23 protein-coding genes are annotated in these 22,472 nt (G+C 66.2%); 10 read left to right on the top strand and 13 right to left on the bottom strand.

Annotation, left to right across the window (positions count from 1 at the left end; translation table 11 throughout):
- Positions 1–63: 63 nt before the first annotated feature.
- Positions 64–1,389 (top strand): carboxylesterase family protein, encoded by a 1,326-nt coding sequence (locus ACZY0Q_RS15930; protein WP_463918301.1) that lies wholly within the window; start codon positions 64–66, stop codon positions 1,387–1,389.
- A gap of 83 nt (positions 1,390–1,472) precedes the next feature.
- On the opposite strand, the gene ACZY0Q_RS15935 is transcribed toward ACZY0Q_RS15930, so the two are convergent.
- A complete protein-coding gene (locus ACZY0Q_RS15935) occupies positions 1,473–3,860 on the bottom strand; it encodes a phosphoketolase family protein (protein ID WP_463918676.1) in 2,388 nt (795 codons plus the stop codon).
- Positions 3,861–4,078: 218 nt separating this feature from the next.
- Between ACZY0Q_RS15935 and ACZY0Q_RS15940 the strand changes: the two genes are divergently transcribed.
- On the top strand, positions 4,079–4,678 hold the full coding sequence (locus ACZY0Q_RS15940; RefSeq protein ID WP_463918302.1) for a hypothetical protein: 600 nt from the start codon (positions 4,079–4,081) through the stop codon (positions 4,676–4,678).
- Positions 4,679–4,700: 22 nt separating this feature from the next.
- On the opposite strand, the gene ACZY0Q_RS15945 is transcribed toward ACZY0Q_RS15940, so the two are convergent.
- From ACZY0Q_RS15945 to ACZY0Q_RS15960, 4 genes are all read right to left on the bottom strand, one after another.
- Entirely contained in the window at positions 4,701–5,093 is a 393-nt protein-coding gene (locus ACZY0Q_RS15945; RefSeq protein ID WP_463918304.1) for a DUF1761 domain-containing protein, read from the bottom strand.
- Between the two features lie 116 nt (positions 5,094–5,209).
- On the bottom strand, positions 5,210–5,812 hold the full coding sequence (locus ACZY0Q_RS15950) for a helix-turn-helix domain-containing protein (RefSeq protein WP_463918306.1): 603 nt from the start codon (positions 5,810–5,812) through the stop codon (positions 5,210–5,212).
- Positions 5,757–6,107, bottom strand: coding sequence for a hypothetical protein (locus tag ACZY0Q_RS15955; RefSeq protein WP_463918307.1), 351 nt, complete (start codon positions 6,105–6,107; stop codon positions 5,757–5,759). The genes ACZY0Q_RS15950 and ACZY0Q_RS15955 overlap by 56 nt, the downstream gene beginning before the upstream one ends.
- A gap of 82 nt (positions 6,108–6,189) precedes the next feature.
- Positions 6,190–6,456, bottom strand: coding sequence for a hypothetical protein (locus tag ACZY0Q_RS15960; protein ID WP_463918308.1), 267 nt, complete (start codon positions 6,454–6,456; stop codon positions 6,190–6,192).
- Between the two features lie 98 nt (positions 6,457–6,554).
- Here ACZY0Q_RS15960 and ACZY0Q_RS15965 point away from each other — a divergent pair, with 98 nt between their 5' ends.
- Positions 6,555–7,217, top strand: coding sequence for a hypothetical protein (locus tag ACZY0Q_RS15965; protein WP_463918310.1), 663 nt, complete (start codon positions 6,555–6,557; stop codon positions 7,215–7,217).
- 46 nt (positions 7,218–7,263) lie between these two features.
- Here ACZY0Q_RS15965 and ACZY0Q_RS15970 read toward each other — a convergent pair whose 3' ends face one another.
- Positions 7,264–8,124: an HAD family hydrolase gene (locus ACZY0Q_RS15970; protein WP_463918311.1), complete on the bottom strand. Its 861-nt coding sequence runs from the start codon at positions 8,122–8,124 to the stop codon at positions 7,264–7,266.
- A gap of 272 nt (positions 8,125–8,396) precedes the next feature.
- Here ACZY0Q_RS15970 and ACZY0Q_RS15975 point away from each other — a divergent pair, with 272 nt between their 5' ends.
- Positions 8,397–9,284, top strand: a complete 888-nt coding sequence (locus tag ACZY0Q_RS15975) for a hypothetical protein (protein ID WP_463918312.1) — start codon at positions 8,397–8,399, stop codon at positions 9,282–9,284.
- Positions 9,285–9,312: 28 nt separating this feature from the next.
- Here ACZY0Q_RS15975 and serS read toward each other — a convergent pair whose 3' ends face one another.
- Positions 9,313–10,593, bottom strand: a complete 1,281-nt coding sequence (serS, locus tag ACZY0Q_RS15980) for a serine--tRNA ligase (RefSeq protein WP_463918314.1) — start codon at positions 10,591–10,593, stop codon at positions 9,313–9,315.
- 90 nt (positions 10,594–10,683) lie between these two features.
- Between serS and ACZY0Q_RS15985 the strand changes: the two genes are divergently transcribed.
- Positions 10,684–11,742: a diacylglycerol/lipid kinase family protein gene (locus ACZY0Q_RS15985; RefSeq protein ID WP_463918316.1), complete on the top strand. Its 1,059-nt coding sequence runs from the start codon at positions 10,684–10,686 to the stop codon at positions 11,740–11,742.
- Positions 11,743–11,755: 13 nt separating this feature from the next.
- On the opposite strand, the gene ACZY0Q_RS15990 is transcribed toward ACZY0Q_RS15985, so the two are convergent.
- The 3 genes from ACZY0Q_RS15990 to ACZY0Q_RS16000 all read right to left on the bottom strand — a co-directional run bounded on the left by ACZY0Q_RS15990 (position 11,756) and on the right by ACZY0Q_RS16000 (position 13,393).
- Positions 11,756–11,965, bottom strand: a complete 210-nt coding sequence (locus ACZY0Q_RS15990; protein WP_463918317.1) for a hypothetical protein — start codon at positions 11,963–11,965, stop codon at positions 11,756–11,758.
- A gap of 124 nt (positions 11,966–12,089) precedes the next feature.
- The gene (pheA, locus tag ACZY0Q_RS15995) at positions 12,090–13,028 is read right to left on the bottom strand and encodes a prephenate dehydratase (protein WP_463918677.1); all 939 of its coding nucleotides are present in this window, start codon (positions 13,026–13,028) and stop codon (positions 12,090–12,092) included.
- Positions 13,029–13,066: 38 nt separating this feature from the next.
- Positions 13,067–13,393 carry a rhodanese-like domain-containing protein gene (locus ACZY0Q_RS16000; protein ID WP_463918318.1) on the bottom strand — a complete coding sequence of 109 codons (327 nt, stop codon included), beginning with the start codon at positions 13,391–13,393 and terminating at the stop codon, positions 13,067–13,069.
- 121 nt (positions 13,394–13,514) lie between these two features.
- On the opposite strand from ACZY0Q_RS16000, the gene ACZY0Q_RS16005 reads away from it, so the two are divergent.
- Positions 13,515–14,987 carry an amidase gene (locus ACZY0Q_RS16005; protein ID WP_463918678.1) on the top strand — a complete coding sequence of 491 codons (1,473 nt, stop codon included), beginning with the start codon at positions 13,515–13,517 and terminating at the stop codon, positions 14,985–14,987.
- An 82-nt stretch (positions 14,988–15,069) separates the two neighbouring features.
- On the top strand, positions 15,070–15,273 hold the full coding sequence (locus tag ACZY0Q_RS16010; RefSeq protein WP_463918319.1) for a hypothetical protein: 204 nt from the start codon (positions 15,070–15,072) through the stop codon (positions 15,271–15,273).
- Positions 15,274–15,405: 132 nt separating this feature from the next.
- Here the strand turns inward: ACZY0Q_RS16010 and ACZY0Q_RS16015 are convergent, their stop codons facing one another.
- Entirely contained in the window at positions 15,406–15,972 is a 567-nt protein-coding gene (locus tag ACZY0Q_RS16015) for a DUF4190 domain-containing protein (protein ID WP_463918320.1), read from the bottom strand.
- A 79-nt stretch (positions 15,973–16,051) separates the two neighbouring features.
- Positions 16,052–16,936, bottom strand: coding sequence for a nuclease-related domain-containing protein (locus tag ACZY0Q_RS16020; RefSeq protein ID WP_463918321.1), 885 nt, complete (start codon positions 16,934–16,936; stop codon positions 16,052–16,054).
- Between the two features lie 268 nt (positions 16,937–17,204).
- Between ACZY0Q_RS16020 and pgm the strand changes: the two genes are divergently transcribed.
- A complete protein-coding gene (pgm, locus tag ACZY0Q_RS16025; RefSeq protein ID WP_463918322.1) occupies positions 17,205–18,875 on the top strand; it encodes a phosphoglucomutase (alpha-D-glucose-1,6-bisphosphate-dependent) in 1,671 nt (556 codons plus the stop codon).
- Positions 18,876–18,994: 119 nt separating this feature from the next.
- Here pgm and ACZY0Q_RS16030 read toward each other — a convergent pair whose 3' ends face one another.
- Positions 18,995–19,600, bottom strand: a complete 606-nt coding sequence (locus ACZY0Q_RS16030) for a malonic semialdehyde reductase (protein ID WP_463918324.1) — start codon at positions 19,598–19,600, stop codon at positions 18,995–18,997.
- 232 nt (positions 19,601–19,832) lie between these two features.
- Here ACZY0Q_RS16030 and ACZY0Q_RS16035 point away from each other — a divergent pair, with 232 nt between their 5' ends.
- Together ACZY0Q_RS16035 and ACZY0Q_RS16040 are read left to right on the top strand one after the other, a co-directional pair.
- Positions 19,833–21,002, top strand: a complete 1,170-nt coding sequence (locus ACZY0Q_RS16035) for a serine hydrolase domain-containing protein (protein ID WP_463918325.1) — start codon at positions 19,833–19,835, stop codon at positions 21,000–21,002.
- A 76-nt stretch (positions 21,003–21,078) separates the two neighbouring features.
- Positions 21,079–22,431 carry a uracil-xanthine permease family protein gene (locus ACZY0Q_RS16040; RefSeq protein ID WP_463918327.1) on the top strand — a complete coding sequence of 451 codons (1,353 nt, stop codon included), beginning with the start codon at positions 21,079–21,081 and terminating at the stop codon, positions 22,429–22,431.
- Positions 22,432–22,472 lie beyond the last annotated feature (41 nt).

Below are 22,472 nucleotides of genomic sequence, written 5' to 3' on the forward strand. Positions count from 1 at the left end.
CGTTCGCGCGTTGGTGGGTTGTTGGACGCTCCCCCTGTCAGGAAACTGTGGAATCGTTGCCCTGTGAGTTCCGAGCCTTCGTTTAATCCTCCGTGCGGGCCCATCACCGGTTTTCGGGACGGTGAGGTGGTGCGTGCCACCGGCATCCCCTACGCCACCGCGGGCCGTTTCCAACCTCCCGTGGCCGCTGCCGGCTGGACTGCGCACTTCGCCGCCACCACGCTCGCACCGGCCTGCCCACAGGGCCCGGTTCCGTTCCTGGACGACGTCCTGGGCACCCGGTATGGCGAGCTCCCCGGAAGTGAAGACTGCCAGCGCCTGTCGATCACCGTTCCGGACGGGCTTGCCGACGGCGAGGAGGTCCCGGTCATGGTGTGGCTGCACGGCGGCTCCTACACGTCCGGCTCCGGTGACTTGGCGATTTTTGACGCCAAGTCACTGGTATCCGAGAACCGGGTCATCGTGGTGTCCGTGACCTACCGGCTGGGCCTGTTCGGCTACCTGGCCACCGGCACCGGCCGGCCAGCGAACCTCGGCCTGCTGGACCAGTTGGAAGCGTTCCGGTGGGTGCAGCGCAACATCGCGGCCTTCGGCGGTGACCCGGGGCGCGTCACCGCGTTCGGGCAGTCGGCGGGCGGCGACTCCGTAGTCCACCTCATGGCCACTCCGGAGGCGCCGGCCCTGTTCCAGCGGGCCATCATCCAGAGCGCCCCGTTGGGGATCACCCGCGGCCGGCACAAGATGAGCCGTGCCATGGGCATCGCGGCCGAAGCCGTCACGGAAGACACCCCGATGCTGGACGTTGTGGACATCGAAGACCATGTCTCGCAGGTGGCCCGGAAATACGGCCTGATGGCGGCCATGCCGTTTGGCACCCAGTACGGGCACGCCCCGCTGCCGCCGGAATCACGCGTTGAGGCCGCCTGGAACGCCACGGCACCGGGCATCGAAGTGCTGATCGGGCACACCTCCGACGAGGCCCGGCTGTTCCTGCCCCGCAGTCCCGTGGTCAGCCGGCTGGGCCAGGTTCCCCTGCTGGGCAACGCCGCCGTGCGGGCCATCAACTGGGCGGTGACGGAGGCCGTCTACGGCCGGGCAGCCCGCAAGTTCGCCCGCCGCCACGCCCGCGCCGGAGGCAAGGCCTACAGCTACCTGCTGTCCTGGGGTGCACCGGGAAACTTCTACCGGGCCGCCCACACCGTTGACCTGCCGCTGCTCTTCGGAAACCAGCAGACCTGGGCCGCCGCCGGGCTCCTCAAGGGCGCAACCTGGGACGAGATCGACGCCGTGGGCCGTGAGATGCGCCGGCTGTGGTCCGCGTTCGCCCGCGGCGACAGCCTGGGTGAGACAGGCGGGATTCCCGGCGCGCTCGAGTACCGCTCGATGTAAGCGTCGGCTGGCTGCAACGTGGGGTCACTTCGCGCCCATCCCGGACATCCGGACCGGCTGTAGGTGACCCCGCGTTGCATTATTCAGGCGTTCAGCACCCAGTCCCGGATCTCCTCCGGGTCCTCGCCGTGTGTGCGGGTGTGCTCGCGGGCCTGGATTCGGCGGTCCTGGAGCCTCTGCCGCAGCAGCGAGTGCTTTCCGGCCAGACCGGGCACGCGGTCAATCGCGTCGATGGCCAGCTGGAAGCGGTCGATCCCGTTAAGCATGGCCATGTCGAACGGCGTGGTGGTAGTCCCCTCTTCCTTGTAGCCGCGCACGTGCAGGCCGTCCTGGTTGGTGCGGCGGTACGCCAGCCGGTGGATCAGCGACGGATAGCCGTGATAGGCGAAGATGATCGGTTTGTTCGGGGTAAAGATGCCGTCAAAGTCCGACGCCGGAAGGCCGTGCGGGTGCTCACTCGCGTCCTGGAGCCGCATCAGATCAACGACGTTCACCACGCGCACCTTGAGCCCCGGGACACCCCGCTTCAGCAGTTCGGCCGCGGCCACCGTTTCCACGGTCGGAACGTCCCCGGCGCACGCCAGGACAACATCCGGGTCCTCCCCCGGCACCTCTGACCCGGCGAACTCCCAGATGCCCAGGCCGCGGCGGCAGTGGTTCGCGGCGTCGGCCGGGCCAAGCCACGTGGGCGATGGCTGCTTGCCGCTGACCACAATGTTCACATAATCGGTGGATGCCAGGCAGTGCTCCATGACCGAGAGCAGCGTGTTCACGTCCGGCGGCAGGTACACGCGGATGACCTCGGCTTTTTTGTTCACAGCGTGATCGATGAAGCCGGGATCCTGGTGCGAAAACCCGTTGTGGTCCTGCTGCCACACGTGGGACGAGAGCAGGTAGTTCAGCGACGCCACGGGTTGGCGCCACGGGAGCTTGCGGTGGACCTTGAGCCACTTGGCGTGCTGGTTGAACATGGAATCCACGATGTGGATGAAGGCCTCGTAACAGCTGAACACCCCGTGCCGGCCGGACAGCAGGTAGCCTTCCAGCCAGCCCTGGCACAGGTGTTCGCTGAGCACCTCAAGAACCCGGCCGGACCGGGCGAGGTGCTGGTCGACGTCGTCAATCCGGTACTGCCACACCTTGTCGGTCACTTCGTAGACGGCCTGAAGCCGGTTGGATGCCGTTTCATCCGGCCCGAAGAGGCGGAAGTTCTCCATGTTCAGCGAGATGACGTCACGCATCCACGAGCCCAGGGTGATCATGGGGCTGATCCGTTCGGTACCCGGCTCCGCAACGTCGACGGCGTGGGCGGCGTACGCGGGCAGCTTCAAAGGTGCGCGAAGGAGTCCGCCGTTGGCGTGCGGACTGGCGCTCATCCGGAGGTTCCCGCTAGGCGCATTCGTGGCTACGTCGGGCCGGAGCCGGCCCTCGGCGTCGAACAGCTCCTCCGGGCGGTACGACTTCAGCCAAGCTTCCAGCTGCTTGAGGTGTGCGCCGTTGGTGCGGACTTCGGCCAGCGGGACCTGGTGGCTCCGCCAGGTGCCCTCCACCTGGAGCCCGTCCACAACCCGCGGTCCCGTCCATCCCTTGGGCGAGCGCAGCACAATCATGGGCCAGTGCGGTGCGGCGCGGCTGGCCTCCGCCCCGCCCCGGCGGGAGTCCTGGATGGCGCGGATCCCGGCCAGGCAGTTGTCGACGGCGGCCGCGAAGTCCCGGTGCGCCTGCTCCGTGTTGTCCGGGTCCTGGACGGTCACGAAGTACGGCTCGTGTCCGTAACCGCGCAGCAGCTGCTCCAGCTGTTCCTGCGGCATGCGCGCCAGGATGGTGGGGTTGGCGATCTTGTAGCCGTTCAGGTGCAGGATGGGCAGCACGGCACCATCCGCGGCCGGATCCAGGAAGTTGTGCGAGTGCCAGCTCGCCGCGAGCGGCCCCGTTTCGGCCTCGCCGTCGCCGATCACGACGGCGGTGATCAGTTGGGGGTTGTCGAACACGGACCCGTAGGCGTGGGCCAGCGCGTAACCGAGTTCGCCGCCCTCGCTGATGGACCCGGGGGTTTCCGGCGCCGCGTGGCTGGGAATGCCGCCGGGGTAGGAAAACTGGCGGAAGAGTTCGGCCATTCCAGCTTCGTCGGGGCCCACCTGGCCGTAGATCTCCGAGTACGTGCCCTCAAGCCAGGCGTTCGCCACAACAGCAGGACCGCCATGGCCAGGGCCGGCAACGAAGAGCATCTCCTGCGAGTCCCGGCGGATCACGCGGTTCAGGTGTGCGTAGACAAAGTTCAACCCGGGGGTAGTGCCCCAGTGGCCCAAGAGCCTGGATTTGGTGTGGTCCGCAGCTAGGGGCTCCCGCAGCAGCGGATTTGAGCGCAAATAAATCTGTCCCACGGAAACGTAGTTTGCGGCCCGCCACCACCGGTCCACAAGGTCCAGTGTTTCCTGCCCCAAGTCGTCCTGCCCCATGCTGCCGGCCATGACCATCCTCACGTAGCTGCGCGCTGCCGTTGGCAGCTGAGCCTCCATCGCAACACCTATTGGTACGCGGCACAACCTTTAGGCAGGGAAGGATCTCCCGGGCTGCAGGCGCTTCATCCGGTTCAGATCAGCTCGGCCACGAGGCTTGACCTTGCCTGAATCGGTATCCGTCGCCGACTTGCCTTGGGCCAACTACTAACCGGTAGTCTGTGATCCACATGTTCACGTTGACCATCAACCAGACCGACAGCCGCCGCGACGGCGACCGCGTCCCTCAGCTGCTGAAGGACCTGCGGCACATACCGGCGCGCCTGGATTTCGACCGGTCGGTGGAGGACGAAGTCCAGGGCATTCTGGACTGCCCGCACCAGGCCGTAGAGGCTGCCCTGATCGCCCTGCGCTGCGGTTCCTGGTACGTGGGCCTCGGCGTCGGGCCGGTCAACGAACCACTGCCCAACCAGATCAAGGATGCCTCCGGCCACGGCCTGATCTACGCCCGGCGGGCGGTGGACCGGCTCCGAAACAGCAAAGAACGCATCCCGGTTGCCGTAGAAGGACCGCTGGCCGAAATCGCCCACGAAGCCGAGGCCGTGCTCCGGCTCTTAGGCCACATTGTGCGGGACAGATCCGGGGCTGAATGGCGCGTCCTGGACCTCATGACGCCAGGTGTCCGTGGACAGCAGAAAGCCGTGGCCCAGGAACTCGGCATCACCACGCAGGCCGTCAGCAAGGCAGTGGCCAGGTCCCAGTGGAACGAGGAATACGCTGCCCGCCCTGCCGCCGCACGGTTGCTGGCGCTCATCCTCGAGGTGCGCTGAACACAGCTGGTTCGCGTCGCCGCTACTGCAAGGCGCCGATGATCGACCCCATGGCTGTGAACGTCGCGATGTTGTAGCTGGCGTTGATGGCGAACAGCGTCAGGCTGCGGCGTTCGAAGAGGTAGTTGACGCCCAAGGCTGCCGCCACCCAGGCAGCGCCGGTGGCCAGCCCGGCCAGGGCACCGAATCCTGCACCGCCGTTGCCGATGAAGGCAGCAAGCACTAGGGCCATCACCCCTGCGAGCAGGAACGATCCGACAAACACCCGCACCGTTCCGTGCTTCAGCTGCTCATCCGTCACGCCGGCCTCGCGCTGCCATACCTTCGCGAAGAGTACCGAGTACCAGAGCCCTCCCACGATGAAGCCCGCCAGCGCGGCCAGCAGTACGGCCAGCCAGTTGATGTCCAGTTCCACGGCAGTCCCCTTCCCGCAGACGCCGTCCGACGGCGCCTACGGGTGGAGCCTATGCCAGGCCACCCGCACTGTCTTGTAGAAAAGCCGCACCGCGCGGCCGCAGGATGGGCACCCGCTCAGCGGACCGCCGTCGGGGTTTCCAACGGAACGAAGGTGGCGTACTCGGGGCCGTGCCGGCGGATGAGGCGGAGGTACTCCGAGGGCGTGAATCCGCTGAAGCGCCGGAAGGTGCGGATCAGGTGGGGCTGGTCGTAGTAATCGGCCAGGGCCAGGAGCTCCGCGCCGCTTGAACTGCCGGCAGGCAGTTGGGCCGCGGCGTTGACGAAGCGGTAGAAACGGCACACGTCGGCGTAACTCTTGGGCGTGATTCCGCAGTCGCGGATCATGATCCGCTGCAGGGTGGACGGGCTGGTGCCCAAGCGGCGGGCGAGGTCGGCCACCGGGATGTCGTCCTCGGCCAACAGCGCCACCGCCTCCCGCGTGCGCTCGTCCACGTACGGACGTTGCCCCACGCCGCCATGGAGCCGGGACGTGAGGAAACCGTCCAGCGCTTCGAAGGCGGCAGCCGGATCGGCGTCTGCCAGGCCGTCACGCAGGGCCGAAAATCCGGGCAGGAACCTTTCCGTGTCCTGCACCGTGCCCTGCAGTTGCGACGGCGGCACGTCAGTCAGGGCGGCGATGCCGTAAGGCTCGAGCACGGCCCCGATAGCCGCTTTCAATGAGAGCCTCATGCACACCCGGAGCGTGGTCATGCCCGCGGGCTTTCCATTCGACCCTGTTGATGGCAGGTTCTGCGCGGAAGTAGGCGATGGCCTCGGCGACGAGCCGCGTAATGGCGTGCGCATCCCCATCGCCCAGATCCCTGTATTTGACGAAGCCCCGCCCCTTCATGAACGTCACCAAGCGCAAGGGTCCGTGCTGGGTCACCTTGAGGGCGCTCGGGGTCTCGGCGTCGGTGCGGAGGTTGTCGTCGTAGGCTGCCAGGAAACGTGCGCGCTCTTCGGTTCGGCTCATCCCGCGAGCCTAGTGCAGCCCAATGCGCGCCCGATTCGATGGCTCGCTGCACACAAGACGGGAGGAAGCGTCGAATGCGCAGCTACGCGTCGAATTGGGCACGCCAAATCCGGGAGAGGGGTATCGAGGTGCCATCCGCGAACTCGATCTGTCCGCCGCCCTCACCGGGGCCGCCGTGGGCGGGGACAAACCGGACGCCGGCAGCGGCTTCCGTACCTCCCGCACCGGCGAGGACGACGACGGCGGCATAGTCGCCGTCGTCGGCAGCGCCGCGCGTGCCGATCCAGGGAATGGTCAGCCGCGCCCCCACCGGGTGCGGGTCCTGTTCCCTCCGAGGTTCCGGCACCACGGCCGCTACAGCTGGAGTCAGCGGTCACCGTTCACTCGAGTGTCCCGCTGCTCAGCGCGGTGGATGGGCTCGGTTCCGCCCTGAAGGTTGCAGGGCCGGTGCCGACTTCCGAAGTCACCGGACAGTACCGCGGTTTCTGCCTCTACGAGCGCACCCTGGACCGCGGCGGTGTGCTGGCTTTCGCGGAGGTCCGCGACCGGGCACAGTTCTTCCTCGACGGGCTCCCTCTCGGCACGGTCAGCCGCGAACTGGGCGAGCGTGCCATCGTGATCCCCAGCGGCGGGCTGCTGCAGGTCCTGGTGGAAGACCAGGGCCAGGTGAATTACGGACCGCGGATCGGCGAGTCCAAGGGATTGATCGGACCGACCGAGCTGGACGGCGAGGAGCTCACCGGCTGGCAGATCCGGGCCTTGGATCTGGAGAATCTGGACCTTGACGTCGCGGGTCCGTTCGGGGCGTTGGCCGTGGACCTGGACGGAGTCGGTGGGGTGGCCGGGCCGTCCCTGTCGTTCGCGGCGTTCGAGGCGGACGGCCCGGGCGACAGGTACCTGCGCCTGGACGGCTGGACGAAGGGCAACGCCTACGTCAACGGCTTTAACCTCGGCCGATACTGGAGCCGCGGCCCGCAGCGCACGCTCTACGTGCCGGGGCCGCTCATCAGGCAAGGCCGCAACGTCCTGGCCATATTGGAACTCCAAGGCAGTGCCAGCCGCGACGTCCGCTTTGTGTCCGGGCCGGACCTCGGACCGGACGAGAAGTAGACCCCCACCAGAAGTAGACCCACCCGGGGGCCGCCCGGGGTGAGCCCTACGCCAGGAGGCTGCGCAGCACGTGCGCGGCGCCGTCGTCGAACACTGAATGAGTGACCTCATCCGCGGCGAAGATAACTTCCTCCGGGGCCTGGCCCATGGCGACTCCGCGCCCGGCCCAGCCCAGCATTTCGATGTCGTTCCGGCCGTCGCCGATGGCCACGGTCCGGTGGGGCTCAGTCCCCAACTGGCCGCGGAGCCGTTCCAGCGCGCTGGCCTTGGTGACGCCGGCGGCAGCGATGTCCAGCCACGCGGTCCAGCCGACCGAGTAGGTGACGCCGGCCAGGCCGATCTCCTTGATGGTTGAAGAGAATTCCTCCGGCGTGTTTTCGGTGCTGAACACCACCAGGCGGACGGCGGTGGCTTCGAGCAGAGTCTGGAAGTCGACGCCGATCGCCTCGACGCCGAAGCTGGCGTCCTGGAAGCGTTCCGTGGACAGGAAGTTGCCGTCCTCGTCCTCCAGCGCATACTTTGCCGTGGGCAGCTTCTCCCGCAACGCCCGGAGCGCCGGAGCCGGATCGAAGGTGGCCTTGTGGATGATTTCGTAGCCGTCGGCCAGGTCCGGGTCCAGCCGCAGGGTCACGCCGCCGTTGCAGCAGACGGCGTAGCCGCTGTCGATGCCGATCTGCTCGATGATGGGCAGCGTGGCGTTCAGGGAGCGCCCGGTGGCGATCAGGACGTCGTGCCCTGCGGCCACCACGGCCTGGGCGGCCTCGCGGACGGGCACGGACATGTGGCCATCGTGGTCCACCAAGGTTCCGTCCACGTCCAGGGCAATCATGAACTTGGTGATGCTGTTTTCGCTTGCGATCCGCTGGTCATCGATGCCAGCGACTGTGGTTTCAGTCAATGTAGTCATATATCCAGTAGACCAGAGACCCCCGGCACCTGATAGGACGCAGGCCACAGCGCCCATGAACACCCGGTAAATACTCACAGGTTATCCCCGGTGTGAGTGTTAACCTTCGGCACGCTTGCCGCCCGCCTGCCGGCCGTAGATTCCCCGCCCCGCGGTCAATTCCCCGCCGCGTGACCAGGGGAAAAGCCCACCCAGAGGGGAATTGCTGGGACTTATCCACATTCGAGCAGACGGGTCTGGCCGGGCTGTGGCGATCAGATGAGCATTGGACCATGGAACCTGCCCCTCCCGCCCTGATCCACGCCAGCCACAGACGAGCCCTCACGGGAAGTAGCCGTGGCTTGAGCCGCGCCTACGGCAGGGCCGAGCTCGACCGGGTTCCGGACTACATCCACATCCTCACGCCATCACCCCACAAGGCGGGCAAACTCCCGTCCACTACCCGGGCCGCAAGGGATCCGAAGACGAGCCGCACCGGGTTGGAGGACGTTCGCGGCTATGGAGTCTCGCGGCATCACTGGCAATCGGACGTCGTCAGCACTCGTGGGTTCAGGGTGACGTCACTGGTTCAGACGGTCATGGACTGTGTTGGCCGGCTGGAACTTCCCGAATCCGTCGCCATCATGGACGCTGCGCTGGGGAAACGGCGCAAAGAGGGCGAAGACCTCACCCGAGTCGACGTGCAGCATGCGGCGGCCGGTCTCTCGTCAGCTGCCAAACGCCGTCGGATCCTGGAGGTACTCGAACTGGCTGACGCGGCGTCGGAATCCGCCGGGGAGTCCCGGAGCAGGGCACTTATCCACGTTTTGGGGCTTCCGGCTCCGCTCCTGCAGCGTTCCTTCTACGACCATGAAGGTTTCATTGCGCGGACAGACTTTTTCTGGCCGGATTACGGCGTCATTGGGGAGTTCGACGGCGGCGCCAAGTACCTCGACGACGAACTTCTGGGCGGCCGCAGCACGCGTGCGATCATCCTGGCGGAGAAAAAGCGCGAGGATCGGCTTCGGGCACTCGGCTACACGATTGTCCGCTGGGACTGGACGGTGGTAACGGACCCGGATTTATTGCGGCGGAAACTCGAAGGTGCCGGAATCACCACGCAAGAATCCCCGCCCCGTGGCCTAATCCCCCTGGAGTTGCCGGGGGAATGGACCACGTGACGGGGATTTCTCGTCGGATCAGCGAAGGCTAGAGGACGGGGAAGACTTCCATGCCGCCCAGGTACTTCTGCAGTCCGGCCGGGACGTTGACCGAGCCGTCGGCGTTCTGGTGGTGCTCCAGGATGGCCACGATCCAGCGGGTGGTGGCCAGCGTGCCGTTCAGCGTTGCCACGGCACGGGTGCCCTTGGCGACGCCTTCGTCGTTGACCACACGCTCGCGGATGTTCAGGCGCCGCGCTTGGAACGTGGTGCAGTTCGAGGTGGACGTGAGCTCACGGTAGGCACCCTGGGTGGGAACCCAGGCTTCGCAGTCGAACTTGCGGGCCGCGGACATTCCGAGGTCGCCGGCAGCGGTGTCGATCACCCGGTACGGAAGCTCGCACTTGGCCAGCATCTCCTCTTCCCAGGCCAGCAGCCGTTCGTGTTCGGCTGCGGCCTTTTCCACCGTGGTGTAGACGAACATCTCCACCTTGTTGAACTGGTGGACGCGGATGATGCCGCGGGTGTCCTTGCCGTGCGAGCCGGCCTCACGGCGGTAGCAGGAGCTCTGCCCGGCGAACCGGATGGGGCCGGCCGTCAGGTCCAGGATCTCGTCCGCGTGGTAGCCGGCCAGGGCAACCTCGGAGGTGCCCACCAGGTAAAGGTCGTCCTCGGCGAGGCGGTAGATCTCGGCGTCGTGCTTTACATCAAAGCCGGTGCCCTGCATGGTTTCGGGGCGCACCAGGGTAGGCGTAATCATGGGAACGAAGCCGGCCTCGATGGCCTGGTCCATGGCCATCTGCAGCAACGCCATCTCGAGGCGCGCACCCACGCCGCGCAGGAAGTAGAAGCGTGAGCCGGACACTTTCGCGCCGCGCTCCATGTCGATCGCGCCGATCAGCTCACCGATTTCCAGGTGGTCTTTGGGCTCGAAATCGGGGAACTCGCGGGGCGTGCCAACGGTCTTGACCACCACGTAGTCGTCCTCGCCGCCCTCGGGGACACCGTCCTCAATAAGGTTCGGGATAGTGCGCAGCAGTTCGTCCTGCTTGGCCTGGGCAGCGTCCGCTTCGGCCGACGCGGCTTTCACGGTGTTGGCCAGTTCCTTGACCTCGGCCAGCAGGGCCTTCTTCTCGTCGCCCTTGGCCTGCGCCACCTTCTTGCCGAAGACGTTCTGCTCGGCGCGGAGGTTTTCGAACCGGATCAGGGCCGCACGCCTGGCGGAGTCTGCGGCGATGATCGCGTCCACCACTGATTCGTCTGCGCCGCGGGCGCGCTGGCTGGCACGGAACTTGTCCGGGTTTTCGCTGAGGTCTTTTACGTCGATCACCAGACAAGAGTATCGAATCCGGCGGGACCAACACTGCCCGGCCGGACGGCGGGAATCGCGGCGCCGCGGCCGGGCTACTGTTGAAGCACCATGAACGACTGGCTTCTTTACGTCCTGAGCGCGGCGGCGCTGGCCTTCGCCGTCTCCAGCTGGTGGGGCGTCCGCAGGCTCAAAGCCCTGCACGTCCGCAGCGCGGTCCACGAGGAAGCACACGAAACCGGCCTTACCCAGCAACGCGTGGCGGTCATCCTTAATCCCGTGAAGGCACGTGCCCCGGAAGCGAAGGAAGCCATCCAGCGCGCCTGCATAACGGCTGGCTGGGACGAGCCGCTTTTCCTCGAAACAACCGCCGAGGACCCCGGATACTCCCAGGCGCGGGCGGCGCTGGACTACAACGCCGACGTCGTTCTAGTGGGCGGCGGCGACGGCACCGTCCGGGCGGTGGCCGAGTTGCTCGCACACACGCATGTGGCTATGGGAGTCATCCCGCTGGGCACCGGAAACCTGCTGGCACGCAACGTGCACCTGGACGTCAACGACCTCCACGCAAGCATCCACACCGCACTGTTCGGCCAGCAGCGCTACATCGACACAGCGCGGATGGGGATCGAAAACTCCCGCACGGGACACTCCTCCGAACACACGTTCCTGGTCATCGCCGGGATCGGCATGGACGCCGAAATTCTTGCGGATACCAACGCTGGCCTGAAGAAAGCCGTGGGTTGGCTCGCATATACCGAGGCCGGAATGCGTCACCTGCCTGGGCGTCGAAGGAAAGTATCAGTCGCGCTGGATGACAAGCCTGAGCAGGTCCGGAACATCCGCAGCGTCCTTTTTGCCAACTGTGGGCTGGTGCCGGGCGGAATCGACTTCATCCCGGAAGCGATGATCGACGACGGCATGCTGGACGTGGTGGTCATGAGCCCCCGCAGCGCCATCGGCTGGCTGGCCATGTACGCGAAGATCCTCTTCAAGCACAAGGGCAACCTGCCCATTATGACGATGTACCGGGCCGGGCGAATTGTCATCAAGTGCCCGGAGCCCATGCCCACACAAATCGACGGCGACACATCCGGTTTGGCCACCAAGCTCACCGTCCGGGTGGAGCCGCGGTCCCTCCTGATAAGAGTGAAAGGCCAGCCGGCCTAGAGCAGGCCTGGCCTCAGGCAGTTGCCTTCTTGACCGCTTCAGCCTCTGCGGCGGCCTTCGCGGCGCGCGCCTCGGACTGTTCGCGGATCATGGCCTGCTCCTCTTCGAAGCGCAGGCGGTCAGCGCGGTCCGCATCGTCGCCGTCCCAGTCCTGATTGTCGACTGCGGGTTTGGGATTAACGATCATGCCCTGGCCGTCATTGTCTGTGCTGCTGGTACTCATGACCTGCTCCCTTCGTTAGGGGCCATCCCCCAAGTGGATCAAGCAAGCATACGCACAGTAACTATCCCGCGGAAGTACCTTGACCTACGCTGTGGGCGAAGCGTCGGTCATCGTCAAACCGCGTTCATTCCCCCTGCAAAATCTGCCCGACCCATTCATGCGCGGCCCGGAATGCCTCGTCAGAGGTGTGTTGCGCGACGTTGGAGCTTTGGGCGTCTGCCCGCCCATAGGAGCCCAGGAAGCGGGTGGCCGGGCTGATGCGGTGAAGCCCGGCCAAGGCATCAGCCACACGGGCGTCCGCAATGTGCCCGTCGGCGTCGATGCTGAAAAAGTAGTGGCCAAGGTACTGACCTGTCGGCCGGGATTCGATCCGGCTAAGGTTCACGCCCCTCGTAGCGAACTGGTCCAGGATTTCCATCAGCGCACCCGGACGGTCTTCCGGCAGCGGGACTACCACTGTGGTCTTATCCGCACCGGTCCGTTCGGGCAGTGCTCCCGGCCTGCCCACCAGGATGAACCGTGTTACGGCGCCCGGGTTGTCGCCGATGTTCTCTGCCAGGACGCTCAGCCCCGGCTGCTCCTGTGCCACTATTGGCGCACAGATCGCGGCGTCGTAGAGGGCTTCGCCGCCCAGGAGCCCCACTGCGGCCGCCGCGGTGGAGGAGCCTGCAACATATTCCGCGCCAGGAATATTCTTATCCACCCAGAGACGGCACTGCGCCCACGCGTGGCCGTGGGTGGAGATCCGGCGGATATCCACCACCTCCACGCCCGGCCGGGCCACCAGGACAAAGCTGATGGGAACCAAGACTTCCCGGATGATCCGGAGTTCCTGCCCGCCGGCGATGGCGTCAAGCGTGGCGGTGACGCCGCCTTCCACCGAATTCTCAATGGGGACCATCGCCGCGTCAGCAGAGCTGGCTCGGACCATGTCCAGCGCCGCGTTGACGTTGGAGGCTGGAATGCGGGTGGCTTGGGCGGCATCCGGAACCTGCATCAGCGCCGCTTCGGTGAACGTGCCCTCAGGCCCAAGGAAGGTGTACGTAACGGGCGTCGCGGGCATGAATTCCTCTTGGGTGGTGGACACCGATTCGGGTTGAACTACAGAACGAGGGGCTTGAGGCCGTTATCGGACACAAGCGGCTTGCCGGACTCGAGCCACTGGTCCATTCCGCCGGCCACGTTGATGGCCGTATACCCCTGTCCGGTGAGCCATTGCGCGGCGCGGAAGGACCGCCCGCCCGTGCGGCAGATGACATAGACGTCCTGGTCCGGGTCCAGTTCGTCGAGCCGCGCCGGAAGCTGGTCCAAGGGAATGTGCACAGCGTCCTCAGCGTGTCCGGCTACCCATTCGTAGTCTTCGCGGACGTCCAGGATCACGGCGTCGCCTGGGACGTCATTGACGGGCACGGTATCGAAATCGCTCATGGGAGTCCTTTTTCGGAGAATTACGGGTCTTCCTCCAGCCTAGCGCCAGCCGATCGCCCCGCTTCCGAAACCAGGGACAAGTTACGCTTCTAAATGACCCGTAGGAGGATCCTTGCCCGCTGTGCAGACAACCGGTTCCGCTGTTGACATCCACGAACTGACCGCCGTCCAACTGCGGGATGCGCTACGCGCCGGCGAGCTCTCAGCGCGGGAGGCCACCGCTCATTTCCTGGCCCGTATTGCGGAGCAGAATCCGCTGCTGGGCGCCTTTGTCACGGTCACCGCAGAACAGGCGATGGCCGACGCGGCCGCCGCCGATGCCCGGTTCGCCCGGTTCCGAAAAGACTTCGGAACCGACTCCGCGGAGGCCGCCGGGGCCAGCGCGGACCGCCTGCCGCCCCTGCATGGCATGCCAGTGGCGTTCAAGGACCTGACCGACGTCGCCGGTGTGGTGACCACCCACGGAAGCGCTGCGCTTGACCACAAACCGGCGCCCGCCGACGGCGCCCTGGCCACAGTCCTGAAGGCCGCCGGCGTTGTCTCACTGGGCAAGACGCAGGTTCCGGAGTTTGGACTGACGGCGTACAGCGAAAACCGCATCGCGCCGCCGTCGCGCAATCCGCGTGCCCCGAGCCGGAGCTCCGGCGGTTCCTCGGGCGGCAGCGCTGCCGCGGTGGCCGCGGGCCTGCTGCCGTTCGCGCCAGGGACCGACGGCGGCGGTTCTGTCCGCATCCCGGCCGCCGCCTGCGGCCTGGTGGGCCTCAAACCCGGCCGCGGCGTGGTGCCCTCCGGCGAGAGTTCCGGCGATCCAGCCCGGCTGGTGGTGGCGGGGCCCTTGGCCCGCAGCGCAGCCGACGCGGCCCTGCTGATGGATGCTCTGGTTCCGTCCTTTAACAGCAGTTACCTCGGCGCTGTGGCACACGACCCGCGACCGCTGCGCATCGGCCTGACCCCGGACAGCCCATGGTCCACCACTTTCCCGTTCACACCGGAGCCCGAGGCCTTGGCTGCGTTGCAGGCGGGCGTCGACATGCTGGAGCATGCCGGGCACGCCGTCAGTGAAGCCGCCATCCGCTATGACAACCGCTACCCGGACGCCTTCACCACGGCGTGGACCGCCGCCGTCGGAACTGCCCGGATCAGTCCGCACCGCGAAGCGCTTCTGGCCCCTCTGACGCGCACTTTCAGGCGCCGGGCCCAGCAGCGCAGCGCCGCCAAGCTCAATGAATCCCTGGCGTTCCTTCGGCAATTCGAGCGCGACACCGTCACGCAGTACGGCAGCTGGGACCTGATGCTGATGCCGGCCCTGGCGCAGACGCCCCGTCCCGTGGGCTGGTTTACCGGCGCCACTCACGGTGACGAACCGTGGCCGGCCGCGGAGTGGCCTGGGGACGCCGACGGCGATTACCGCCGGCAGTGCGAATTCGCGCCGTGGTCCTCCATGGTGAACGTCTGCGGCCTGCCGGCGATCACGATTCCCGTGTACTGGACCGGAGGGCAACAAGCCCTTGGCCTGCCGATGGGGATCCAGCTTGTGGGGCCAGCAGGATCGGAACTGCTCCTGCTGCAGGTGGCGGCCCAGCTCGGCTTTTGACGCCCGTTTGAACCGCTGAGGTGTCGACTCCGGGGCCGATTCGGAGGACGATTAAGGGGCAGTCGCTAAGAGGAGGTCTGTGATGTGCTATTCATCGATGGAGGAGTTCGGTTGGCGTACCAAGAAGGAAACCGACCGGAAACCCGAAGCGCGCCAGGAGACACCGCCGGACCGTCCGGAGCCGCATTACACGGCCCAGGACTTCAGCTTCTGGGCCTTCCCGCGTCGCCGGAAGGCCGACGAAGCCCAGGAACCGGCCGCTGAGCGCAGACGCGCGAGAGTCTGAATTTGTTGTTCAGGCCCGCCTGAAGAAAGGCCCCCTGACGGGGGCCTTTCCGCTGCCTGGAAGTCCGCGGCGGGCCAACCTGCCCCGCAATCCGAATCCAGTTTCGACCGGGTGTCAGTACCCGAGCGGGGGTCAGTACCCGTAGGTGGTGCCGTACGACATCAGCCCGATGATGAGGAGCAGCCAGAACGCTCCGTACCCGAGCAGGCAAAGGTAGCCCAGGACCAGCCCCGTGATGGACATGCCCTTGCCCGTCGGTTCGCGGCGGAGGGCCAGATGGCCGGTGATGATTGCGGCGATCTGCGGAATCATAAACCAGCCAAGAAGGACCGACGAAATGCCGAGCACCATGCTGGCGATGCTCAGGCCCTTGGGCTGCTGCGCCGGCATGCCGTAGTAGGCGGGCTGGCCGTAGGCGGGTTGGCCATACGCCGGCTGGCCGTAGGGGCTGGCGCCCTGGCCGTAAGGGCTTGGCGGCTGCGTATATGCCGCGCCGTACTGATCGCCCGGCTGGCTGTACGCACCAGGCTGGCTGTACTGGCCTGTGCCGTACTGATTCTGGTCATACAAAGGCGGCGCCGGAATGCTGGGGCCCTGCGGCGGCACTAACTGCGGCGGCTCGTAGCCTGTCGGCGAATCGCCTGGTCCGTAGGCGGCGGACCCTTGCGAATCAGGGCGCGGAGTTGGCTGGTCAGTCATTTTTTTCCCCATTCGAAGTCTTCGATTCCCAGCCTACCGCCGCCTGCAATACAGGCCTACCGTATCCCTCATTCCAGTCCTACCGCACCCAATACGGCAGCACGTAAACAGCAAAGACCACAAAAGCAGCCAGGAACATCAACCGGGTCAACCCAGCTGCGGCGTGGTGCTGTGCCCTCGACTTCCCAGCTCGAACGGATCCGACGCCGCCCGCCCCACGACGCACCCCGGGGCCGGTGCCGTGGGAGAGTTGCCGGCGCCGCCCTCTTTGCCCGGACCGCGGCGGCCCCGCCACCGCTAGCTGTCCGGCCGCCGGCTCGTCTGTCAGCGGCTTCACGGTCGGCCGCTTCACAGTCAGCGAGTTCACCGCAGGACTTTCCGCAGATTCCTGCGTGAGCTGCTCGCCGAGTTGCGCATACAGGCCCACCACCGTCTGCTGGTCGAGCACCGGGGGCAGCGCCAGGACGGCGGCAACAACGCGACCGGCGCCTGCCACGGCGACGTCGGAATTGGTGATGCCGAAGACGTCCGGCTGCCCGGCGAGGCAGATCAGCGGCCGGACGAACCGCCGGTGGGGCGGTGCCAGCACGGACGCGACGGCGGCGCACTGCGCCAATGCGCCGTCCACGGACTGCGTCCTGGCAAAACGGCCCTGCCACAGGACACCGGCGGAGACCCGGACTTCCCCGGTCCAGTTCTTGGCGTCCACCACCACCACTCCGCCGGGACCCACCAGCACATGGTCAAGGTTGGCTTTGGGCCGCCCGGGCCAGTGGACATCGTTCAGAAGGTACCAGCCGTGCGGAATGAGCCCGCTCAGGCTGTCCGCCACGAGCCGCTCGCCCACGGCGCCGGCGTCCCACGACTTCGTGGCACGTTCAGCCTGATCGAGTTGGCGTTTCAGCCGCTGCACGCGTTCTGCAGCCAGCCTCGCCTGCTCCGCCGCGCCGTCCCCTGCACCCATGGCCTGCCCCCTGATCGCTGCGTACCGGCTTACTGCAGTGCCCGACGCAACTGCAGTGCCCGACGGCGGCGCTCCCCGCCGTCGGGCGTTCTTTCCTCAGTTTTCCGAACGTAGCAGCGGCGCAGGGAGCCGGTATATAGGTACTTTGGGGGCCGGTACTCGCTTTAACTACCTGCCGCCGAAGGCCCGGAGGGGACTTTCCGCGTCATAGGGGCCGAATTATGGACCCGGCGTTTTGACTCCCCGCCACGTCTGGCATGCTGGTGCCATGGCTAGCCGCGCGGGCACAATTGCCCAACCCCAGGACCTTGTTGACATCACTGCGCTCCTCGACGCGTATTACGACATCACGCCGGATCTGAGTGATCCCGGCCAGCGCGTGGCGTTCGGTACTTCCGGGCACCGCGGCTCGAGCCTGAAGGCGTCGTTCAACGAAAAACACATCGTCGCGATCACCCAGGCAATCGTGGAGTACCGCGCCGGGCAGGGCATCACCGGCCCGCTTTTCCTGGCGAAGGACACACACGCCCTCAGCGAGCCGGCACAGAACTCCGCACTGGAAGTTCTCGCCGCCAACGGCGTGCACGTGCTGATCGACGCGCGGCACGGCTACACCCCCACACCGGCGCTGAGCCACGCTATCCTCACCTACAACAACAACCGCCAGCCCGGCACCCCGGAGGCGGACGGCATTGTGGTCACACCCAGCCACAACCCGCCCGGAGACGGCGGCTTCAAATACAACCCTCCGCACGGCGGCCCGGCCGATTCCGACGCCACCGGCTGGATCGCCAATCGAGCCAACGAACTCCTGGAAAACGACCTGCGGGGCGTGAAGCGCATTGCCGTGGCTGACGCCCTGGCGGCGGACAGCACCGGCAAGTTCGACTTCCTCAGCAGCTACGTTGACGACCTCCCGTCCGTCCTGAACCTGGACGCCATCCGCGAAGCCGGCGTCCGCATCGGCGCCGACCCCATGGGCGGTGCCGCGGTGGATTACTGGGGCGAGATCGGCGAGCGCCACCACCTGGACCTGACCGTAGTGAACCCCACCGTTGATCCGCAGTGGGCCTTCATGACCCTGGACTGGGACGAAAAGATCCGGATGGACTGCTCCTCACCGTTCGCCATGGCCTCCCTGATCAACAGGATGTCCGAGGGCGGCAGTTCAGCCGCGTTCGACATCGCCACCGGCAACGACGCCGACGCCGACCGGCACGGGATCGTGACACCCGTTGTTGATGGGGTGGGTGGCCTGATGAACCCGAACCACTACCTCGCCGTCGCCATCGATTACCTCTACCGCAACCGCAGCGGCTGGAACCCCAACTCGGTGGTAGGCAAGACCCTGGTCTCGTCCTCGATCATCGACCGCGTGGCCGAAAGCCTGGGCCGGAAACTGGTTGAGGTCCCTGTGGGCTTCAAATGGTTTGTGCCGGGCCTGCTGTCCGGCGAGGGCGCATTCGGCGGCGAGGAATCGGCCGGCGCCTCCTTTAACAAGCTGGACGGCAGCGTCTGGACCACTGACAAGGACGGTATCCTGCTTGCGCTGCTGGCCTCGGAGATCACCGCGGTCACCGGCAAGTCCCCGTCCCAGCTCTACAAGGGCCTGACCGACCAGTTCGGCGCCCCCGTCTACGCGCGCATTGATGCAGCAGCAACGCGGGAGCAGAAGGCGGCACTTGGCAAGCTCTCGCCGTCGGACGTCACCGCAACGGAACTGGCCGGCGAAACCATCACCGCCAAGCTGACCGAGGCGCCCGGCAACGGTGCGGCCATCGGGGGGCTCAAGGTGGTCACGGAGAACGCTTGGTTCGCCGCGCGCCCGTCCGGGACCGAGGACGTCTACAAGATCTACGCCGAGTCCTTCAAGGGCGAGGAGCACCTCAAGCAGGTTCAGGCGGAAGCCAAGGCACTGGTGGACGGCGTCATCGCCTAACCTGCGCACGAAAACACCAACGCTCTCTCACTAGATGCGCTTAAATGACTGACGCTCTCTCACTTTCTTCAGGAAAGTGAGAGAGCGTCAGTGTTAAAGCCGCTTTAAGTGAGAGAGCGTTAGACGGTGCGTACGACGTCCTCGTAGCTGAACTTGGGCTTTGCTGCGCCCCACGCGTCTGCGCCGGCCTGGCCGATGTTGACCACCAGGAAGCTCTTCTGGTCGCCGGCCGGGAAGAACGCGGCGTCGATGGCGCCGAAGTCGGCTCCGGTCATCGGGCCCGCGGCGAGGCCGAGGGACCGGACAGCCAGGATGAAGTAGCCGGCCTGCAGGTGGGCGTTGTTGTTGCCTGTGGACGCGGCGAGGTCCGGGGCGGCGTCGTACATGGCCTTGGGAGCGTTGTATTCGGGGAGGAAGTTGTCCCACTGCTCGGCCCAGGCGGTGTCATAGCTGAGGACGGCAACCAGCGGCGCGGAGGCGGTCTTGGCCTTGTTGCCGTTGGCCAGGGTGTCAACGAGGGTGGCGCGGGCTTCGTCCGAGCGGACGTAGGTCACGCGGAGGGGCTGGGAATTGAAAGCTGTGGGGCCGAACTTGGTGAGTTCGTAAATGGCGCGGGCCTGGTCCTCGGTCACCTCGCCGGTGAAGGAGTTGGCCGTGCGGGCCTCGGCAAAAATGGCGTCGACGGCGGCCGAATCGATAACCGCTTCTTCGTGGGCAATAGTCATGGCGTACCTTTCGCTGGGCCCGCTCATCGTAAATGATGGGCCGGCGGTCTGCTTTCCATAGTTGTAACTTCAAGCACGCCCGACTTCTTCCCAGCGCGCACGTGACGTTCGCCACTTCGGGGCGGGATTTCCGCTTGACCCGTCCGGCGAGCCTGAGGAACATATGCGGTAAAGGCGCAGTCTGCCCGATCGTGCTCGCCGCGCCGCCCGACCCCAGCAGGGACGTGATGACATGTCGGAGCCTCGGAAGCGCCCATCACCGGTCCGGTTCTCCGCCGTTTTGGCTGCCATCGTGGCAGTCATGCTGACGGGCTGCACAGCGGCGCCGCCGGCGCCCGTGCAGGTCACCCGAGCGCCCGTGACATACCGGACCATCCTGGCGGAATTCAGTAAAAGGATGCTGGACCTCGGAGCCCCGGCAGTCCTGATCGAGGCGCGGATCAACGGCGAGACGTTTTCGTCGGCAGACGGGGTCCGCAGCCTTGAAACGTCGACGCCGGCCGAGGTCACCGACCTGGTCCACGTCGCCAGTGTCACCAAATCCATGGTGGCCGTTTCGGTCCTGAAGCTGATGGAGGAAGGCGTCATCCAGCTCCAGGACCCGGTGGGACGGCACCTTCCGGAATTCGACACGCTGATGAAGCCGCCGGGCCCTGTCACGGTGGAGCACCTCCTGCGGCATACGAGCGGAATGCCGAGCTACGATGACGCGCTGATGGAGTCGCGGACACTGCAGCAGGTGCTAACGCATTCGATGACGGCGGAAGAAGTTTTCGCCCTGGCAGCAACCCTGCCGTGGGTGCTGACGCCCGGCGACCGCATGCTGTACTCCAACTCGAACTACGTCACACTTGGCCTCATGGTGGAGCGCCTGCGAGGCCGGCCCATCGCCCAGGTCCTGCAGGCCGACATCATCAAACCCCTTACGCTGACCGGCACCCACCTGCCCGTGGCCGGCCCGGCACCCGCAAACATGGTCCATGGCTACATCACCATCGACGGCGTTCCGCTGGACGCGGGGTACGTGGATGGGTATATCGGCAACACCGCGGCCGGCTTGGTTGCAACTGTCGGTGACCTGAACACGTTCTACGCTGCCCTGATGGAAGGGCGGCTCCTGAAGCCTGCCACTGTCAAGGAGATGCTGCTGGCGCCTGAGGGTTACGGGCTTGGCCTCGACCGGTGGGGCGACGCCTGCGAGGGCGGCTTCTACTACGGACACGGCGGGGACACTGCAGGATACGGAACGATGGCCCTGACTACCCCCGACGCCCGGCGCCAAGTAACCATCAACCTCGCCTATCCTCCTGCCCAGATGAACCTCACACCCTACGCACCCAGTAACGAGCTGGCCTGGGAAGTTTTGCGGATCGCGCGGAAGGCACTCGACAGCACCTGCTGAACCCGGACCGGGCCGCGCGGTATTGTTGCACCGGAAGATCCCAGCCCCCGCGGCAACCCCTTGAAAGGCCCCGACGATGAGCATGCTCGGAATGAAATGGAAGCTCCACGGCAACGGCAAATCGATTAAGCCCGGCCACGTGGTTGCACCGGATGAGCGGCTGGCCTGGCCACTGACCATCGGCGTGGGCATGCAGCACGTGGTGGCCATGTTCGGAGCCACCTTCCTGGTGCCCATCATCACCGGCATGCCGCCGGCCACCACCCTCTTCTTCTCCGGCATCGGCACGCTGCTGTTTCTGGTCATCACCAAGGGACGCGTGCCCAGCTACCTCGGCTCCAGCTTCGCGTTCATCGCGCCCATCATGGCGTCCCAGCAGCAGTTCGGCGTACCCGGCGCGCTGGGCGGGGTGGTGCTCGCCGGCGTCGCCCTGGCCCTGATCGGCGCGATCGTGCAGAAGTTCGGCGCGGGCTGGATCAACCGGCTGATGCCGCCGATCGTCACCGGCGCCATCGTGGCGCTGATCGGCCTGAACCTCGCCCCAGCGGCGAAGATGAACTTCGACGCTGCCCCCGTCACCGCCGTCATCACGCTGGCCACCATCATCCTGGTCAGCGTCCTGTTCCGCGGGATCATCGGCCGGCTCAGCATCCTGGTGGGCGTGGTGGTGGGCTACCTCGTCGCCATGCTGCGCGGCGAAGTCAGCTACGAAAAAATGGACGCCGCTGCCTGGATCGGCCTGCCGCACTTCCAGACCCCCGAGTTCCATGTGGGCGTGCTGGGCCTCTTTGTCCCCGTGGTGCTGGTCCTGGTGGCCGAGAACATCGGGCACGTGAAGTCCGTGGCGGCCATGACCGGCCAGAACCTCGACGGCGTCTCCGGCCGCGCGCTGATGGCCGACGGTGCCGCTACCGTCCTCGCCGGCTTCGGCGGCGGTTCCGGCACTACCACGTACGCGGAGAACATCGGTGTTATGGCGGCCACCAAGGTGTATTCGACGGCGGCGTACTGGGTTGCCGGCGTGTTCGCCATTGTGCTGAGCTTCTCGCCGAAATTCGGCGAACTGATTGCCACGGTCCCGCCGGGCGTGCTGGGCGGCGCCGCCACCATGCTGTACGGCATGATCGGCATCCTGGGCGTGAAGATCTGGGTGCAGAACAAGGTGAACTTCTCCAACCCTGTAAACCTGACCACCGCCGCCGTCGCGCTGATCATCGGCATTGCGGATTACACCTGGACTATCGGGGACCTGACGTTCACCGGCATCGCCCTCGGCTCAGCCGCTGCCCTGGTGATTTACCACGGCATGAAAGCCATCGCGAAGGCCCGCGGCTCGGTGGCTGAACCGGAAACGGAGCAGGCGGGCCTGCCTCCCGCCGCCAAGGCAGCCGTCAACGCAGCTGCGAAACGCGCGCCGAAAAAGCGCTGACCCGTCCGCAACTGACGCCGCAGACTGGTGGGCCAGGCTGA

Source organism: Pseudarthrobacter lactosi, from assembly GCF_055412785.1.

Excerpts from the sequence above, each read along its gene's own strand:
- pheA (WP_463918677.1), bottom strand. The coding sequence starts at position 13,028 with ATGCCCGCGACGCCCGTTACGTACACCTTCCTTGGGCCTGAGGGCACG.
- ACZY0Q_RS16000 (WP_463918318.1), bottom strand. The coding sequence starts at position 13,393 with ATGAGCGATTTCGATACCGTGCCCGTCAATGACGTCCCAGGCGACGCC.
- ACZY0Q_RS15940 (WP_463918302.1), top strand. The coding sequence starts at position 4,079 with ATGTTCACGTTGACCATCAACCAGACCGACAGCCGCCGCGACGGCGAC.
- ACZY0Q_RS15955 (WP_463918307.1), bottom strand. The coding sequence starts at position 6,107 with ATGAGCCGAACCGAAGAGCGCGCACGTTTCCTGGCAGCCTACGACGAC.
- ACZY0Q_RS15975 (WP_463918312.1), top strand. The coding sequence starts at position 8,397 with ATGGAACCTGCCCCTCCCGCCCTGATCCACGCCAGCCACAGACGAGCC.
- ACZY0Q_RS16020 (WP_463918321.1), bottom strand. The coding sequence starts at position 16,936 with ATGGGTGCAGGGGACGGCGCGGCGGAGCAGGCGAGGCTGGCTGCAGAA.
- ACZY0Q_RS15970 (WP_463918311.1), bottom strand. The coding sequence starts at position 8,124 with ATGACTACATTGACTGAAACCACAGTCGCTGGCATCGATGACCAGCGG.
- ACZY0Q_RS16035 (WP_463918325.1), top strand. The coding sequence starts at position 19,833 with ATGTCGGAGCCTCGGAAGCGCCCATCACCGGTCCGGTTCTCCGCCGTT.
- ACZY0Q_RS16030 (WP_463918324.1), bottom strand. The coding sequence starts at position 19,600 with ATGACTATTGCCCACGAAGAAGCGGTTATCGATTCGGCCGCCGTCGAC.
- ACZY0Q_RS15990 (WP_463918317.1), bottom strand. The coding sequence starts at position 11,965 with ATGAGTACCAGCAGCACAGACAATGACGGCCAGGGCATGATCGTTAAT.
- ACZY0Q_RS15985 (WP_463918316.1), top strand. The coding sequence starts at position 10,684 with ATGAACGACTGGCTTCTTTACGTCCTGAGCGCGGCGGCGCTGGCCTTC.
- ACZY0Q_RS16010 (WP_463918319.1), top strand. The coding sequence starts at position 15,070 with ATGTGCTATTCATCGATGGAGGAGTTCGGTTGGCGTACCAAGAAGGAA.
- ACZY0Q_RS15935 (WP_463918676.1), bottom strand. The coding sequence starts at position 3,860 with ATGGCCGGCAGCATGGGGCAGGACGACTTGGGGCAGGAAACACTGGAC.
- ACZY0Q_RS16015 (WP_463918320.1), bottom strand. The coding sequence starts at position 15,972 with ATGACTGACCAGCCAACTCCGCGCCCTGATTCGCAAGGGTCCGCCGCC.
- ACZY0Q_RS16040 (WP_463918327.1), top strand. The coding sequence starts at position 21,079 with ATGAGCATGCTCGGAATGAAATGGAAGCTCCACGGCAACGGCAAATCG.
- pgm (WP_463918322.1), top strand. The coding sequence starts at position 17,205 with ATGGCTAGCCGCGCGGGCACAATTGCCCAACCCCAGGACCTTGTTGAC.